The 15,918-nt window shown below is 59.1% G+C and carries 15 protein-coding genes; 10 read left to right on the top strand and 5 right to left on the bottom strand.

Translation table 11 applies throughout. The annotated features are described in order from the left end of the window. Positions 1 to 16: 16 nt before the first annotated feature. The 4 genes from ACFFSY_RS15505 to ACFFSY_RS15490 are packed head-to-tail and all read left to right on the top strand — an operon-like array spanning position 17 to position 4,293. Complete coding sequence (locus tag ACFFSY_RS15505; protein WP_377495516.1) at positions 17 to 511, top strand: chemotaxis protein CheW; 495 nt, start codon at positions 17 to 19, stop codon at positions 509 to 511. 41 nt (positions 512 to 552) lie between these two features. After that, positions 553 to 2,379: a methyl-accepting chemotaxis protein gene (locus ACFFSY_RS15500; protein WP_377495514.1), complete on the top strand. Its 1,827-nt coding sequence runs from the start codon at positions 553 to 555 to the stop codon at positions 2,377 to 2,379. A gap of 12 nt (positions 2,380 to 2,391) precedes the next feature. Continuing rightward, a complete protein-coding gene (locus tag ACFFSY_RS15495) occupies positions 2,392 to 3,207 on the top strand; it encodes a CheR family methyltransferase (RefSeq protein ID WP_377495512.1) in 816 nt (271 codons plus the stop codon). A gap of 54 nt (positions 3,208 to 3,261) precedes the next feature. Further along, the gene (locus tag ACFFSY_RS15490; protein WP_377495510.1) at positions 3,262 to 4,293 is read left to right on the top strand and encodes a protein-glutamate methylesterase/protein-glutamine glutaminase; all 1,032 of its coding nucleotides are present in this window, start codon (positions 3,262 to 3,264) and stop codon (positions 4,291 to 4,293) included. 67 nt (positions 4,294 to 4,360) lie between these two features. Here the strand turns inward: ACFFSY_RS15490 and ACFFSY_RS15485 are convergent, their stop codons facing one another. Then, positions 4,361 to 5,365, bottom strand: coding sequence for a LacI family DNA-binding transcriptional regulator (locus ACFFSY_RS15485; RefSeq protein ID WP_377495508.1), 1,005 nt, complete (start codon positions 5,363 to 5,365; stop codon positions 4,361 to 4,363). 159 nt (positions 5,366 to 5,524) lie between these two features. On the opposite strand from ACFFSY_RS15485, the gene ACFFSY_RS15480 reads away from it, so the two are divergent. The 3 genes from ACFFSY_RS15480 to ACFFSY_RS15470 are packed head-to-tail and all read left to right on the top strand — an operon-like array spanning position 5,525 to position 7,852. Beyond that, positions 5,525 to 5,866, top strand: coding sequence for a UxaA family hydrolase (locus ACFFSY_RS15480; RefSeq protein ID WP_377495506.1), 342 nt, complete (start codon positions 5,525 to 5,527; stop codon positions 5,864 to 5,866). Next, on the top strand, positions 5,856 to 7,019 hold the full coding sequence (locus ACFFSY_RS15475; protein ID WP_377495504.1) for a UxaA family hydrolase: 1,164 nt from the start codon (positions 5,856 to 5,858) through the stop codon (positions 7,017 to 7,019). Before ACFFSY_RS15480 ends, ACFFSY_RS15475 begins: the two co-directional genes overlap by 11 nt. Before the next feature lie 38 nt (positions 7,020 to 7,057). Then, positions 7,058 to 7,852 (top strand): SDR family NAD(P)-dependent oxidoreductase, encoded by a 795-nt coding sequence (locus ACFFSY_RS15470; protein ID WP_377495502.1) that lies wholly within the window; start codon positions 7,058 to 7,060, stop codon positions 7,850 to 7,852. A gap of 164 nt (positions 7,853 to 8,016) precedes the next feature. Here ACFFSY_RS15470 and ACFFSY_RS15465 read toward each other — a convergent pair whose 3' ends face one another. Genes ACFFSY_RS15465 through ACFFSY_RS15450 form a run of 4 tightly spaced genes read right to left on the bottom strand, consistent with a single transcriptional unit; the run spans position 8,017 to position 12,098 of the window. Beyond that, positions 8,017 to 9,102 (bottom strand): GerAB/ArcD/ProY family transporter, encoded by a 1,086-nt coding sequence (locus ACFFSY_RS15465; RefSeq protein WP_377495500.1) that lies wholly within the window; start codon positions 9,100 to 9,102, stop codon positions 8,017 to 8,019. Positions 9,103 to 9,107: 5 nt separating this feature from the next. Further along, the gene (locus ACFFSY_RS15460; protein WP_377495498.1) at positions 9,108 to 9,317 is read right to left on the bottom strand and encodes a hypothetical protein; all 210 of its coding nucleotides are present in this window, start codon (positions 9,315 to 9,317) and stop codon (positions 9,108 to 9,110) included. 49 nt (positions 9,318 to 9,366) lie between these two features. Continuing rightward, the gene (locus ACFFSY_RS15455) at positions 9,367 to 10,590 is read right to left on the bottom strand and encodes a Ger(x)C family spore germination protein (RefSeq protein ID WP_377495496.1); all 1,224 of its coding nucleotides are present in this window, start codon (positions 10,588 to 10,590) and stop codon (positions 9,367 to 9,369) included. 29 nt (positions 10,591 to 10,619) lie between these two features. Continuing rightward, a complete protein-coding gene (locus ACFFSY_RS15450) occupies positions 10,620 to 12,098 on the bottom strand; it encodes a spore germination protein (protein ID WP_377495494.1) in 1,479 nt (492 codons plus the stop codon). Positions 12,099 to 12,236: 138 nt separating this feature from the next. Here ACFFSY_RS15450 and ACFFSY_RS15445 point away from each other — a divergent pair, with 138 nt between their 5' ends. The 3 genes from ACFFSY_RS15445 to ACFFSY_RS15435 are packed head-to-tail and all read left to right on the top strand — an operon-like array spanning position 12,237 to position 15,868. Continuing rightward, entirely contained in the window at positions 12,237 to 13,355 is a 1,119-nt protein-coding gene (locus tag ACFFSY_RS15445; protein WP_377495492.1) for a GerAB/ArcD/ProY family transporter, read from the top strand. Further along, entirely contained in the window at positions 13,321 to 14,727 is a 1,407-nt protein-coding gene (locus ACFFSY_RS15440) for a spore germination protein (protein WP_377495490.1), read from the top strand. Before ACFFSY_RS15445 ends, ACFFSY_RS15440 begins: the two co-directional genes overlap by 35 nt. Next, positions 14,717 to 15,868 carry a Ger(x)C family spore germination protein gene (locus ACFFSY_RS15435; RefSeq protein ID WP_377495488.1) on the top strand — a complete coding sequence of 384 codons (1,152 nt, stop codon included), beginning with the start codon at positions 14,717 to 14,719 and terminating at the stop codon, positions 15,866 to 15,868. Before ACFFSY_RS15440 ends, ACFFSY_RS15435 begins: the two co-directional genes overlap by 11 nt. Positions 15,869 to 15,918 lie beyond the last annotated feature (50 nt).

The raw sequence follows: 15,918 nt of genomic DNA, 5'->3' as shown, positions 1-15,918 counted from the left end.
AGGAGGACAAGCATAGATGATGGAACAAGACCTTATGCAGTACGAGCTCGAAGAAGACACGCAGCGAGGCAAGTATTTAACGTTCAAGCTGGTCAACGAGCATTATGGCATCGAAATCAAATACGTAATCGAAATTATCGGCTTGCAGCCGATCACGATCGTGCCGGAGCTGCCCGACTATATGCAAGGCATCATCAATTTGCGCGGTAAAATCATTCCGGTTATGGATGTGCGCCTGCGCTTCAAGAAGCCGTTCCGCGAATACAACGACCGCACGTGCGTCATCGTCGTCGACATTGAGGACATCACCATCGGGTTGATCGTCGACAGCGTCTCGGAGGTGCTGGAGATTCCGGAGACGGAGATCGTCAGTCCGACGGAGCTGAACAAAGGCTACAGCAGCAAATATATTAAGGGCATCGGCAAGTCCGGCGGCGATGTGAAGCTCATTCTCGATTGCGCCAAGCTCATTGCCGAGCAGGATATCGCTAGTTTGTCCATGAACCCTTAATCATTCCCGACATCCAGAATCGACAACTTAGGAGGATAACGATGAATCTTACCATCAAAAATCGGCTGTTCGCCAGCTTTGGCTTCCTGCTGGCTCTTCTTATCGCCGTCGGCGTCTATTCCACCGTTTCGCTCAGCAATGTGAATCATCAATCCACGATCATCAGCGACACTTGGCTTCCCGGCGTTAGAGACGCCAATGCCTTGAATACGATGACATCTGACTATCGGATTTTAGAGTACCGCCATGTTATATCGACGAACAAACAAGAGATGGCTGAATTGGACAAAGCCATTGCGCAGAAGAAGAATGAAATCAGCAGCACGCTTGCTTCTTACGAAAGCACGGTCGTCGAAGACATCGACATGCAGAATTTGCAAGCTGTCAAGAACGAATGGAACAACTACTTGGCCATCAGCGGCGAAGTGTTGTCGCTAAGCCGCCAGCTGCAAACAAGCCAAGCCATGCTTCGCATGAACGGCGATTCGGAGGCGTTATTCAACAGCGTCTCCGACAAGCTCCTCGAATTGGTCAAATACAACGAGACTAACGCCCAGAAAGCGAGCGAGCAAGGCGATAAAGATTACGCGAATACTCGCTTGATCTTCATCATCGCCATTTCGGTCGCTGCCCTCATCGGTCTGGTGCTCAGCATCGTGATCATCAACAGCATCGTTCGTCCGCTTCGCGCGTTGACCCAAGCGGCGGATAAGCTGGCCGTCGGCGACGTAGGCGTGAACGTCCGCGCAACGACGAAAGACGAGGTCGGCCAGCTGATGTCCGCGTTCGAGAACATGATCGCCAACATCCGCGAACAAGCTCAAGCCGCTGAGCGGATCGCATCGGGCGACCTGACCGTGAATGTCAAGGTCCGTTCGGATAAGGATCTGCTCGGCCGCAAACTTCAGGAATTGGTTGATAATATGAATGACGTGATGTCGAACATCAATTCGTCCGCGGAGCAGGTCGCTTCGGGTTCCGGTCAAGTATCGGCATCCAGCGTGGCCCTGTCGCAGGGAGCTACGGAGCAAGCAAGCGCGGTCGAGGAGCTGTCCGCCTCGCTCGAAGAAATTTCGTCCCAGACGAACCTGAACGCGCAGAATGCCGGCAATGCGAACGAGCTGGCGGAGACGCTGAAGGAGAACGCGATCAACGGCAACCGCCAAATGGGCGAAATGCTCAGCGCCATGGAGCAGATCAACGACGCGTCGGCCAACATTTCCAAAATCATCAAAGTGATCGACGAAATTGCGTTCCAGACGAACATTCTCGCGCTCAACGCGGCGGTCGAGGCGGCTCGCGCCGGCCAGCACGGCAAAGGCTTCGCGGTCGTGGCCGAGGAGGTGCGCAATCTGGCAGCCCGTTCCGCGGGCGCGGCGAAAGAAACGACGGACATGATCGAAGGTTCGATCAAGAAGGCTGAGAGCGGCACGAAGATCGCCCGCGATACGGCGGCCGAGCTGGAGAAACTCGTCAGCGGCATCGAGCGGGTGGCTGCGCTGGTCGGCGACATCGCGATTTCCTCCAACGAGCAGGCATCCGGCATCTCGCAGATCAACCAAGGCATTATGCAAGTGTCGCAAGTCGTGCAGACGAACTCGGCCACGAGCGAAGAGAGCGCGGCGGCAAGCGAGGAGCTGTCGAGCCAAGCCTCGATGCTGAAGGACATGGTTGGCCGCTTCACGCTGAAGCACGGCCAGCGCCAATACGGCGGCGGCAAGTTCGACGAGTTCAGCCCGGCCGTGCTGCGCATGCTCGAGTCGATGGGCGAGAAGCGTTCGAAAGCCGCACCTGCGCGCGATCATCAAGATAGCGGTTCCGCTTGGAACAACATCGCCTTGTCCGATAACGAATTCGGCAAGTACTAAGCGAGGCGCGACATGGTTGCCATTACCGACAAAGAGTTCAAACAGCTGAGCGAGTACGTCAAGCAGCAATTCGGCATTCATCTGAAGGAAGAGAAGCGGCCGCTCGTCATCAGCCGGCTGCAGCAAGTGCTGTCGGAGAAGCGGCTGGCTTCCTTTACCGAGTTCATGAACGAGGTCGTCAGCGACCGCACAGGCCGCTCCGCCAAGCTGCTGGTCGACAAGATCACGACCAACCATACGTTCTTCATGCGCGAGGTGGATCACTTCCAGCATTTCAAGAACGAGGTGCTCCCTTATTTGGCGCGAACGGTCAAGGACAAAGACTTGCGTATCTGGAGTGCCGGATGTTCGTCGGGCGAAGAGCCGTACACGCTCGCCATGATTATGGACGAATTTTTCGGCACGGAGAAACCGGCTTGGAATACGAAGCTGCTGGCGACAGACATCTCCGGCCGCGTGCTGGACATCGCGCAGAAGGGCATCTATAACACGGAAGCGGTGGAGGCGGTCCCGCCTGCATGGCGCAGCCGATATTTTCAGCAGCTCGACTCGCATCGGACGATGGTCAAGCCGGAGATTCAGCGCGAAATTATTTTTCGCAAATTCAATCTGATGGAGCCAGCGTTTCCGTTCAAGCGGAAGTTTCATGTGATCTTCTGCCGAAACGTTATGATTTATTTCGACGGCCCGACCAAGAACGAGTTGATTGCGAAATACTATGAGATGACAGAACCGGGAGGCTACCTCTATATCGGGCACTCCGAATCGCTGGACCGGGAATCGACGCGGTATCAGTATATTAAGCCGGCGTTGTACCGGAAACTATGATCGATCGGAATCCGAAAACAAGCAGTAAGGTGGAGAAAGGAGCGCGAATCGTCCGTGACGCGCAAAATTAGAGTGTTGGTGGTCGACGATTCTCTCGTTTTCCGTGAAGTGATGTCGCGCGCATTGGCCGCTGACGAGACCATCGAAATCGTCGGGACGGCCGGCGACCCGTTCGATGCGAGGGACAAATTAGTGGCGCTGCAGCCTGATGTCATGACCTGCGACGTCGAGATGCCGAAGATGAACGGCATCGAATTTCTGCGGAGGCTGCTGCCTCAAGTGCCGCTTCCGGTCGTCGTCGTCAGCGGCGCGAACGCCGCGGTCGGCGAAGCGATGATGGTGGGGGCGGTGGATTTCGTGCGGAAGCCGGATCCGAATTCTCCCAAAAGCGTAGAGAGCTTCTTGCGGACGCTGGCCGTCACGATCAAAGCGGCTGCGCAAGCGAAGGTGGCGCCAGGCGGCGCGGGGCGCCAGACATCGCCGCTGCCGCACGAGACGGCGCTTGCGGCCGGGAACCCGACGGAACGGAAAGTCATCGCGATCGGCGCATCCACGGGCGGGACGGAGGCGATATTCAGCGTGCTGAAGAACCTGCCTGCTCGCATACCGGGGATCGTCATTGTTCAGCACATCCCCGCCGGATTCTCCCGGATGTTCGCGGATCGGCTCAATCAGACGACCGGCTTCGAGGTGAAGGAAGCCCAGAGCGGCGACGAGATCGTCTCCGGCCGCGTGCTGGTTGCGCCGGGAGACCGGCATATGCGCGTGAAGAAATCAGGCAGCGGGTATCGTGTCGAATGCTTTGAGGGCGAGAAGGTGAACGGGCATTGCCCTTCGGTGGACGTGCTGTTCGATTCGGTGGCCAAAGTATGCGCGCCCGAGAGCGTCGGGGTCATTCTGACGGGCATGGGGTATGACGGCGCGAAAGGGCTGCTCGCGATGCGCCGGAAGGGCGCGCGCACGGTCGGCCAGAATGAACAAACTTCAGTCGTATACGGCATGCCAAGGGTTGCCTTCGAGCTGGGTGCGGTCGAGAAGCAGAGCTCGTTGGAACACATCCCGCAGGCGATCATGAAGATGCTGTAAGTGGAAATAAAAGCATGAAAGCCCCGCGGACTGCTCGGTTAACGAGTAGTCCGCGGGGCTTTTTTGGTCATCCTGCCCCGCTCGAGCGCCGCGCGTAAATCGCCGGCGGCAGCACGACGCGACGCCATTCTTCAGCGGCCTTGCCTTGGATCCGGTCGACGAGCAGCCGGATGCCGAGGACGCCGAAGTCGTAGGCTGGCTGGGCGGCGACGGTCATGAAAGGATCAAGGACGAAGCCGGCTTCCAGCTCGTCGAAGCAGACGACCGCGACGTCCTCGGGAACGCGAAGGCCTTGATCCCGCAGCGCGCGGATTGCGCCGAGCGCCAGGAAGTTATTGGCCGCGAATAGCGCGGTTGGCGGTTCCGGCAGCGCCATCAGACGCTGGACATGCCGCGCGATCTCTCCAATGCGGTAATGGCCTTCGGCTACATATTCTTCGCGATACGGCAGCCCGCTTAGCTGCAGCGTCTCCTCGTAGCCCGCTTGCCGCGCTCTCGCCGTCGAGACGCCGCGCGATCCGCCGAGCAGCGCGATCCGCGCATGGCCTTGCTCGATCAGATGCGAGGTCAGCCGCTTGGCGCCTTCCTTGCTATCGCCGAGTACCATATCGCATTCGATGCCGGGTACCTCCCGGTCGATCAGCACGAAGGGAAGGTTCTGCTTCCGAAGCCGCTTCAAGTTCGGCAGCGACTCGTCGCCAGCTGGCGCGAACAGCACGCCGTCGACGCGCGCGGACAAGACGGTGTCGATATAGTCCTTCTCCTTGGCCAAATCTTCGTCGCTGTTGGCGAGGAGCAGCCGGTAGCCAAGCTCGCGGGCGGCATCCTCCGCGCCCCGGGCAAGCGACGTATAGAACGGGTTCGTAATATCCGTGATGAGCAGCGACAGAATGCGAGACTCCTGCTTGACGAGGCTGCGGGCCATCGCATTAGGCACATAATTCATTTCCTTCATAATATCGAGCACGCGCTGGCGGGTCTCGTCGCTGATTCGCCCCGTGTTATTGATAACGCGCGAGACGGTCATAGCCGAGCAGCCAGCCCGCTTCGCAATATCGTAAATCGTCACCATATGAAGCCCAAACTCCTGTTCCCTAATCGATTCTTCATGGTTCTCACTATAACGGAAATGGTGCTTGACAGCAATTGATGGCGCTGTTAGTTTAGAGTTATCGATAACTCAAATTATAACGCTTTCTTACTTTCACACGGGCAGAGAGGAAGGTGCCGCATGGCACATGCGATTCAACCGGGCGCTGACGCGCTAGTCGTTGATCCGAAGGACGACGTCGCGACGGCGCTGCGGGATTTGGCTGCAGGCGAGAACGTGCAGTATCGAAGCGGAGAGACGCTCGGCAGCGTGACGACGCTTGCCGCGATTCCGTTCGGCCACAAGATTGCGATCCGCGATATCGCATCCGGTCAGCCGGTGCGCAAATACGGAGAAATCATCGGCCAGACGACAGAACCGATCAAACCGGGGGAGCATGTCCACGTCCATAACGTGGAAGGCATCCGCGGCCGCGGCGATCAAGCGGGAAGCACAAAGGAGACGAATACGCATGCAAACTGAACTGCTTGGCTATTTGCGCCCGGACGGCGACTATGGCATCCGCAATCATCTGCTCATCATTCCGACGGTTATCTGTGCCAATCAGGTCTGTACGCGCATTACCCAGCTTGTTCCCGACACCGTCGCGATCCCGCATCAGCACGGCTGCAGCCAGATCGGCGCGGACAAGGACCGTACATTCGCGACGCTGTCTGGCACCGGGCGGAATCCGAACGTCGGCGCGGTGCTAATCGTAAGCTTGGGCTGCGAGGTCGTGGATCCCTATGCGTTGGCGGATGACATTCGCCGCACAGGCAAACGGGCCGAGGTCATCGATATCCAGGAGACCGGCGGTTCGATCAAAGCGATCCAGCGCGGGGCGGAGCTGGCTAGAGCGATGCGCGCGGAGCTGGATCTGCTGAAGCCGGAGCCGATTCCGGCCTCGAAGCTGCGCATCGGCGTAAAGTGCGGCGGTTCCGACGCGACGAGCGGCATGGCCTCCAATCCGGCGCTCGGGGCGGCATCCGACCTGTTGATCGCCCAAGGCGGCACGGTCATCATCAGCGAGACGACGGAGATTATCGGGGCGGAGCACGTGCTTGCCGCGCGGTGCGCGACGCCCGAAGTCGCGGAGCAGCTGTATGCGTTCGTCGCGCGCTTCGAGCGCGAGGTCGAACGGATGGGAGCGGATATGCGCGGCGGCAACCCAAGTCCCGGCAACATCGCGGGCGGTCTTACGACGATCGAAGAGAAGTCGCTCGGCTGTATCAGCAAGTGCGGGACGTCGCCGATGATGGGCGCCTTCGAATACGCGGAACCCATTCCTGGCACGGGACTGTATTTCATGGACTCGCCAGGCAACGATATCGAGTGCGTTTCCGGCATGGCGGCGAGCGGCGTTCATCTCGTCTGCTTCACGACGGGAAGAGGGACGCCGACGGGCGCGGCGGTCGTGCCGGTCATCAAGATTACCGGCAACAAGGCGATGTATCAACGCATGACGGATAATATGGACGTGGACGTCAGCGATATTTTGGATGGGACGGCAGGGGTAGGCGCCGCCGGCGAGCGGATTTGGCAGGAGATTGCCGAGGTTGCGTCGGGCAAATTGACGAAGGCCGAGATACTCGGCCATCAAGAATTCAGCATCAATCGAATCGGACCGAGCCTGTAGCCGGATGCTGCAAGGTCATGAGGAAGGGGAACGGAATTATGGGGAGATTACAAGGTAAAATCGCGCTGGTCACAGGCGGCAGCCGGGGCATTGGCGAAGCGATCGTCATCCGGTTGGCGGAAGAAGGGGCGAACGTAGCCATTAACTTCACGTCGGACTCGAGCCGCTCGAAGGCCGAGGCGGTCGCAGAGCAGGCGCGCGCGCTCGGCGTGAATGCGCTCGTCGTGCAGGCAGACGTGGGCAGCAAGGAACAGGTGGAGCGGATGTTCGGCGAGGTGGAGCAACGGTTCGGGCCCGTGGAAATTCTGGTGAACAACGCCGGGATCGCGCCATTCGAGCCGTTCATGAAAGTAACGGAGGAGACATGGGACCGCACCTACAACACGAACGTGAAGTCGATCTTCATGTGTGCGCAGCGTGCGGCGGCGTCGATGATCGAACGCCGCGCGGGCAAGATCGTCAACGTGCTCTCCACGGCGAGCCTGGTCGTCACGAGCCCGGTCATCCCGCACTACCAGTCGTCGAAGGCGGCTGCGCATATGCTGACCAAAGGCATGGCGATCGAGCTGGGCAAGTACGGCATCAACATCAATGCGGTCGGTCCGAGCACGGTCGATACCGACATGTGCACCGACTTCCTTGCCGATCCCGAGCTTCGGCGCAAGGAAGTCGAGGCCAACCCGATGAAGAGGCTTGGCACCGCGCGGCAAATCGGCGACGCCGTCGTCTTCCTCGCCTCGGAGGAAGCGATGCAGATCAATGGCCATTTGCTCATGGTTGACGGGGGTTTGTCGGTCAAAGCCGCCCAGCCGGACGATCATATGGAGCGGTAATTTACCGCTTGGTTATGGTGTCGGCGATGTTTGTGCCTTCGGCTCCTCTTGGGAGCCGGAGGCTTTTTTGCAAATACAAGCCTTTATAAGTTCCACTCTTATAAATCATCTTGTATTTCTCCGGAATGAAACGCGCGTCGCCAACAAAGACGGCGCCGGCCGTTTCACCTTGGTTTACGCAAGGCTGCGACGGTCGCGATCAACAGGACCGGGCCGACGCCGCAGACGATGCCCCACACCATATGCGTCGTGGTTAGCAAGTATGTCCAATGCGCTTCGCCTTCGTGCAGCGCGCTGTTCGACAACACGGCCATCAGCGCAGCCAGCGGATACACAAGCATCTTGTCTTCTTTGCGCCCGAGCAGGTGGATGCACGTCTGATGCGCGACGAACAGGACGATCGTCGCTTTCATGAACGCGGCGGTGACCACGCAATACGCCATTAGCGCTTCAATGCGCTGGAAGACGTCCGTGACCTCCACCGTACGGGCCACCTCGTACAGCGAATATTTGCGGTCGCCGGCCACCGGCCCGAACACGAGCAGCGCCACGATGGTGGAGAGCATCAGACAGATGACGCTGCCCACAATCGCGCCGCTCATTTTACGCCCAAGCTTCTTGTCGGGATTGCCGATGAACGGCAGCAGCATGCCGAACAGCGACATTTCCGCGTAGGGCAACCCGAACGAGAACAGAGAGCCGTGCATAATCGGGCCAATGCCGCGGGGCATGATCGGCAGCAAATGGGCGAACTCGAAATTGGAGATCGAGAACAGCGCGACGATGACGGTGAATGCGACGACGCTGCCCATCAGCAGCGGGAACAGCCCCGCGAACTTGTCAATGCCGGTCCGCACCGTTATGGCCGCCACGGCGAACAGCGGGAAGATAAACCAGTAGGATTCCGTGTTACGCATCATCGAGCTGCGCATGAACATGGCGACATCGAGAATAACGGCTGCCCCGATATGGAGCTGGTAATACAAATAGGCTGCGCCAAGCGCCATCGTCACGGGCAGGCCGATCGTCTGCTGACCGGCTTGGATCAGACTCTTCCCCGGATAGCGGCGGTTCAGCCACAGGAGGAGGAAGAGCATCGGCATGCCCGCCAAGGCGCCCGCGATGAGCGCAATCCAGGCACCTCCGCCGGCGAAGCTGATGAGCGGGGCCGGCAAATTGACGATGGCCGAGCTGGTCAGAAAAATAAACAGCAGCCCCACCGCTTGATTCGATGTGATATAGACAGGCACCCGTCTTACCCCCTCCAGCCTAAAGCTCGAATGATGGATAGCCCGATTCGGCCGAACAGCATATCCGCCAGATCGTAGAAGCCGGGCAAATGGAGCCATCGGAACGTCAGCGCGGCATGATATAGCGTGATGGCAAGCAGTACGCCGTAGACGGCTTTGATGCGCGTCGGCCTTGGGCCTTCCCGCCGTCCGTCGCGCAGATCGAGCAGTACCATGACGGCAAGACATGTCAAGACGATGACGATCAGGATAGCGCATCACTCCCTAGTTATCCGGATGATTCAAGAACGGCTTGCCGCCAGACGTGCCATGCGAGGCGAACAGGACGTCGACCTCGAAGGTAACGTTCAGCTTGGCGAAGCGCTCGGGCCAATCCTTCTTCCATGTCTGCCATAATACGGGATGGCGCTGATAGATCACGTTGCCGATGCCGAGCGCGTCCGATTGCGAATGCTGCAGGTGAAGGAGGGCGCTCGTCGCGTACGCTTTGATTTGCTCCGCGACTCGCTTGCCCAGCTCCTGCTCGTGTGCGGACGTAATAATATGGCTGCAGGTTAAGCCGAGCGCCGCGGCGTCGGCATGCAAGCGGTAGGAGACATCCACCGTGTTGCCCTTCACCCGCACTTTCTTCTTGGCTTGGAATTGCAGCAGCTCGATCGATTCCACTCCTTTGCCCTCGCCGCTTTCCCCAGCCGAATCGCAAGGGATCTCGACGACACCGCCTTGGTAGTTGTCGCTCAGCATCAGCAGTCCTTCCGTCTCCGTGCCCGTCAGCTTATCGGTCATGCGTCCGTCCCGGAGTATGGCGATGCCAGCCATGCTCGGTTTGGTCGCCCCGCTCTCCGTACGCTGCGTCAAATAGGGGACCATGGCGCTTGCCGAGGCGCTGCGCAGCTGGAGCGCCAGCTTAAGCAGGCTCGCGTGCACGGATTTGCCGCTATATTTCGCGGCCACGCGTTCGTTCAAATAATACTGCTGGCTGACTGTACTCTCGATTAATGGCGCGATATCCAGATAGGGGCCGGCTTTGCCGCGCGTGATGATGACGCTGCAGGTTAATCTCGGCTCGTTATCCCGGTAGAAAATATCAAGCAGCTCGGACATCATGCCGCTTCGGGCCAACTTCTCGCTGATCAGGATCGCTCGCAGATGGCTGAACTGCGCTTTGCGTCCGAGATGGACCGTCAGATCCCGTATGGCTTCCATCACGGTGCTGCCGCTTGTCCGCACGTTAACATAGGACTGGCCCGATTTGCCTTGGGCCGCCACCGATTGCGAAGGCTTGTACATCTGGAGCGTGAGCAGCAGCTTGCCGTCTTCGTTCTGGTCGAACGCCATACCCATCACGAAGGCCCGCTCGGTCAGCTCGGCCTGGTCGGCGCAGCCGGCCACTGCAAGCAGCATCGTGAAGAGCAGCGCCCGGATCAATAAGGAACGAAGCATATGAAACGGGCAACGGCCGATGATTCGTCCTGCGCGTGGAATCATGAGGTTCACATCCTTGTCGGGACAAACGGTCAAGATCGTTTCGCCGCGGGTTTTCGGTCCGCTAGCGGCTTGAATCGGGATACGAGCGGTCTGCGAAAGACGGTGTCCGCCATTTGGCCGGCGTTCCAAGGCGCGAGCGGACGCAAATAAGGAACGCCGAGCGATTGCAGACGAGCAAGATGGTTCCAAATGAGCAAATAGCCGATGATGAGGCCAAACCCGCCGAGTAGCGTGGCGAACGCCATCAGCGGGATTTGAAGCAGCCGCAGGGCGATGGCGAAATTATATTGCGGCAGCGAGAAGGACGCGATTCCGGTCAAGGCGATGACGACGACCATGAACGGCGAGGCGATGCCCGCATTGATGGCGGCCTCGCCCACGACCAGCGCCCCGACGATGCTGACGGCGGAGCCGACTGGCCTTGGCAGGCGGATGCCGGCCTCGCGCAGCAGCTCGAAGAAGAACACCATGATGAACGCCTCCACGAACGCCGGGAACGGGATGCCCTCCCTGGAATCGAGTACGGCCAGCAGCAGGACGGTCGGAATTAGCTCCGTATGGAAGGTGGAGAGCGCGATGTACAGGCTCGGCAGCAGCAGCGCCATGAGGAATGCGGTCAGCCGCATCCAACGAATCGCATTGGCGACCAGCGTGCGCTGGTAGTAATCCTCGCTCGACTGAAGGAGCTCGAAGAACAAGCCGGGACAGAGGAGGAGACTGCCCGTCCCTTCGACGAGGACGACGATTTTGCCGCCGAGCAGTGCGGCCGCCGCGACATCCGTACGTTCCGTATACCGGAACTGCGGGAAAGGCGACCAGGTGCTGTCTTCGATGACGCTTTCGACATAAGCGGTTTCCAGCACGTCGCCATCCTTGAGCTGCTCCATGCGCTCGGTGAACACCTTCAGCACGGCCGGATCGACGGCCCCGTCGAGATACGTGTAGGCGACCATCGTGCGGGAAGCGCCGCCTCCGCGCAAGTAGCAGGTTTTCAGCTTGGGGCTTTGGATGCGAGCGCGAATCATCCCGATATTGGTCTTCATCTTGTCGACGGTCGACTCGCGAGGACCTTGCACGACGGGCTCCGTAACGGATTCATTCACTTCGCGGCTTGGCACGTCGGCGGCCATATAAGCGATGGCTTTCTCCCAGCCGTCGATGAAGATGATGAGGTAGCCGGCGAGCACGAGGCTGACGGCGTGTTCCAAATCCTCGACAAGGAAAGCCGGCTGTTCGGAAGCGACATTCCGGTCGTAATAATGGGCGATCATGCCCGGGGTGACCATCTCTCCGGCGCCGAGCGTTTGATCCAAAATATTTTGCAGCGTCTGCCGGAAGTAGTTCGCGCCTCGCTCTTGCACGATCGTATCGAAGTAGACCGAGAACGCCCGGCTTTTCATATTCGGGCCGAACTGCCACGGCAGAATCCGCAGATCGCCGCAGGAGGCGAACGTGTGCTGGAGAATGCGGGCATTCGCTTCGATGGTGGTGGCGACCTTCGTTGGCATCGGAATCCTGCCTTTCCGGTTATTGTCTAATTTTCATCGTTCCATGAAAACCCATGTTTTATGCATGGAAGAAGATGCATGATAATTCGGTCCGCTGGGCATCATTTTGGGAAAAGCTTCCGGGAGTTGAAGGGCGAGATGAATGTGCAAACCTTCGGGGTATGGCCCTTGTTGTTTATGCTGATCCTGTCCGTCGGACTAGCCAACCATGTCATTTTGCTGCCGCTGATCTTGCAGGATGCCGGACGAGACGCGTGGCTCTGTGCCCCGGTTGCGATGCTTGCGTCGCTGCCTTGGATCTATTTCGTCCTTCACGGGACGCTTCGGCGAACGGGCAGAGAACCGCTCGCGCGCCAACTGTTTCGCCGGCTGCCGAAGCCTGTGGCCTTCCTTCTGCTGGCGCCGATGGGACTGCAATTAACGATGACCAGTTTTCAAGCGTACGCGGAGACCGCGGCGTGGACGACGACGACTTATTTGCCCGCGACGCCGCCGCTCGTGATTTTGATCTGCTTGGTCACCTTAATCGGGTTCGGCGTATGGAGCGGCATCCGGACGATCGCCATCATGTCGACGATGCTGCTGCCCACCGTCGTGTTTCTCGGCGATTTCGTCATGACGGCCAATATGCCGGACAAGAACTACAGCTATTTGCTGCCTATATTGGAGCATGGGACTGGCGGCGTGCTGCGCGGCAGCTTGCTGGCGCTCGGGAGCATATCGGAGCTTTATATTCTGCTCGTGGTCAAGCATCATTTGACGCGTTCGTTTGATCGCGTTCATCTGCTTGGGCTCCTCGGATTTCTGACGCTGCTCACGGTAGGTCCGGCTATCGGCGCCGTAACCGAGTTTGGCCCTGTGGAGGCGGCGAAGCTGCGTTACCCGGCTTTCGCCCAGTGGCGCCTCGTGACGATCGGGCGGTACATCGAGCATTTGGATTTCTTTGCGATATTCCAGTGGGTGGCTGGCTCGTTCGTGCGGATGTCGATGTCGCTCTTCGTCGTGCTTGAACTGCTGCCCTTGCGCAGGCCGGCGTTCCGGGGGGCGGCCTTGGCGGTCATCTGCGCGCTATTTATTGTGGCAGCTAAAGTGTTGTCGCATTTCATGTTCGACTATAGAGAGTTGACCCGGATGATCTTCGTTGCGAACGTATGTCTGACGATCGCGATCACGACTGTGCTTTGGCTGCTGTCGTTCAATAAACTGAGGGAGGAGGGGAACGATGCCGGAAGCGAGCGCCATGCCTATAACGGCTGAATGGATACGGGAGAAAGTGCGCGGGTGCGGGGACGTGCTGATGACGGAGCTGGAGGATTCGGCAGACCCGCTCGGGCCGGCGACGCTCGTCTACTGCGAAGGAATGATCAGCCGCGAGCTGCTGCAGGACGTGTTGACCCAGCAAGGCGGCTGGGCGCCCGAGTCGCAATCCTCCCCATTCGTGATGGAATTCACGCCGGGCGAGGAAGGCGAAGAGGTGATGAAGTTCGTGTTCGACGGCCAGCTGGTGATCTGGCGCAATAGGAGCGGACGCTTCTTTGCTTATAACATTGCCAGCCAGCCCGGCCGGACGCCGGAAGAGTCGACGATGGAGCTGTCGCTCAAAGGTCCTCGCGACGGGTTCGTCGAGTCGATCGACGTCAATACCGCCCTCATACGCAAACGGCTGCGGACCCCGCGGCTGCAAATCGAGAATTTCCGCGTCGGCGAAGCTTCCCAAACGCCGGTGCGCTTGCTTTACATGAAAGGAATCACGCCGCCCGGCGTCGTCGACGAGGCCAGACGAAGAATCAAGGGACTGAACATCCAGGCCCTTCACGGCGCCGCCGAACTGGAAGAAATTCTATCCGACCGTTCGTTTTCGCTTTTTCCGCTCATCAACTATGTAGGACGCCCCGATTTCGTCGTCCAGTCGCTCATGAACGGCCGATTCGCCATCCTTGTCGACGGATCGCCCGCCGGTCTCATCGCGCCGGCTAATCTGGCGCATCTCTTCAAATCGCCGGAAGATGCGCACATGCCCTTCTATTTCGTGGCATTGGAGCGGGTGCTCCGATTGATCGGGTTATCGCTGGCCATTACGTTGCCGGGATTTTGGATTTCGCTGCTTGCGTTCAATACGGATCAGGTGCCGCTTCCGCTGCTGGCGACCGTCACGATCTCGCGCAACGGGCTGCCGCTCAGCTCGCAGCTCGAGCTGTTCCTCATGATGCTCATGTTCGAGCTGTTCCGGGAGGCCGGCGTGCGTTTGCCCCGACCTGTCGGGCAGACGGTCAGCGTCGTCGGTGGCCTCATCGTCGGGGACGCGGCGATCCGAGCAGGCTTGACGTCGCCGACGATGCTTGTCGTTTCGGCCGTGACGGCGGTGGCGACGTTCACGCTCGTGAATCAGTCGCTGAACGGCAGCGTGCTCCTGATGCGGCTTTTTATCATGTTCATCTCCTCGGTGCTCGGTCTGTTCGGGTTTTTCATCGGGCTGTTCACGGTGCTGCTGTACATGAGCTCGCTGCAATCGTTCGGCATGCCATATATCAGCTTCGGGGAGGTCAAGAGCGCAAGGGAGCTTCTGACCATCCTGATCCAGCTGCCATGGAAATACCGGGCGAAGCGGGTGAATAACCATGAACGGTGACAGGCGAGCGTACAAAGGGATGCGGGTCATTGGCGCACTCTTGATTTGCCTAGTAATAACGGGCTGCTGGGATTCGACCAATCTGGAGACGGTGGATTACGCGACCGCAGTCGGCGTCGAATATAAGGAAGGGAAGTTCATCGTCTATACCCAGCTGGTCGATTTCGCGTCCATCGCCAAGAGCGAGGGCGGCGAGAACAGAGCCGCGAAGGTATGGATCGGCCGGGGCGTCGGCCCAACGTTCTACGGCGCGTACAGCGAGCTGCTCCGCACGGCGCAGACGGAGATGAACACCGAGCAGCTGAAGACGGTCATTATCCGGGACAACGCGGTGGAGAAGCTGGATGAAATTCTCGACGCGCTGAACCGGGTCCGGGTATCCCGCTACACCTCTTGGGTGTTCGGGACGACGGGCCCGATCGAGGATATCTTGACGACGAGCACGTTCTTCGCCATGCCGCAGACGACGAGCCTGATCTACAGCCCCCGGGATCAGATGAGGCGGGCGAACCTGATCGATCCGCTCAGCATGCAGCATTTCGTCGCCCGTTATAACGAAGGGGCCGCTACCGTGCTGCTGCCCGTGGTCGGCGTCAGCACCCGCATGTGGCAGGAACAGACGCAGCCGGTGAAAATGCAGGTGATCCAAGGCATGTTCGCGATCAAGCGCAAGGGCAGCGCGACGTTGTTCCCGCTAGCCGAGATGAACGGCGTCAAATGGGTCAATCCGAATTTCACGCGGTATTTGATGCCGATCGCCGGCGACGGCGCGAACAAAGCGACGATCGCGGTGAACGACGTCAAGCAGAAGGTCCGCGTCGACGTCTCCAAGAAGGAGCCCGTCTTCACGATCAAGCTGAGCGTGGTCGGCGAAGTGGCCGAGATCGGCGGACACATGTCGCAGAAGCAGATCGTCGCGCGGATGAAGCAGGTCATTAAAGAAGAGGTGCTCGATACGTACCGGAAAGGGCTTGCGAAGGGAGAGGATCTGTACAATCTGGAGGAGGCGCTGTACCGTCGCCATGTCGGGCTTTGGCGCAAGCTGACGCACGAGCGGGACGGATGGCTGCCGGGCGAAGACGATTTGATCGTGGACGTCTCGTTTCGTCTTCGCGGTTCGGGCGTGTTCGGTTTAAGTTGATTGCGGATAATCCTACATTTCTCCATGTCCCGGCTAAATGCGTCCATACT

The sequence above is a fragment of the Paenibacillus aurantiacus genome, assembly GCF_042431225.1.
GTDB classification, from domain to species: domain Bacteria; phylum Bacillota; class Bacilli; order Paenibacillales; family Paenibacillaceae; genus Paenibacillus_Z; species Paenibacillus_Z aurantiacus.
Note: the sequence above shows the minus strand (reverse complement) of the source record. Positions and strands in the feature narration are given on the sequence as shown.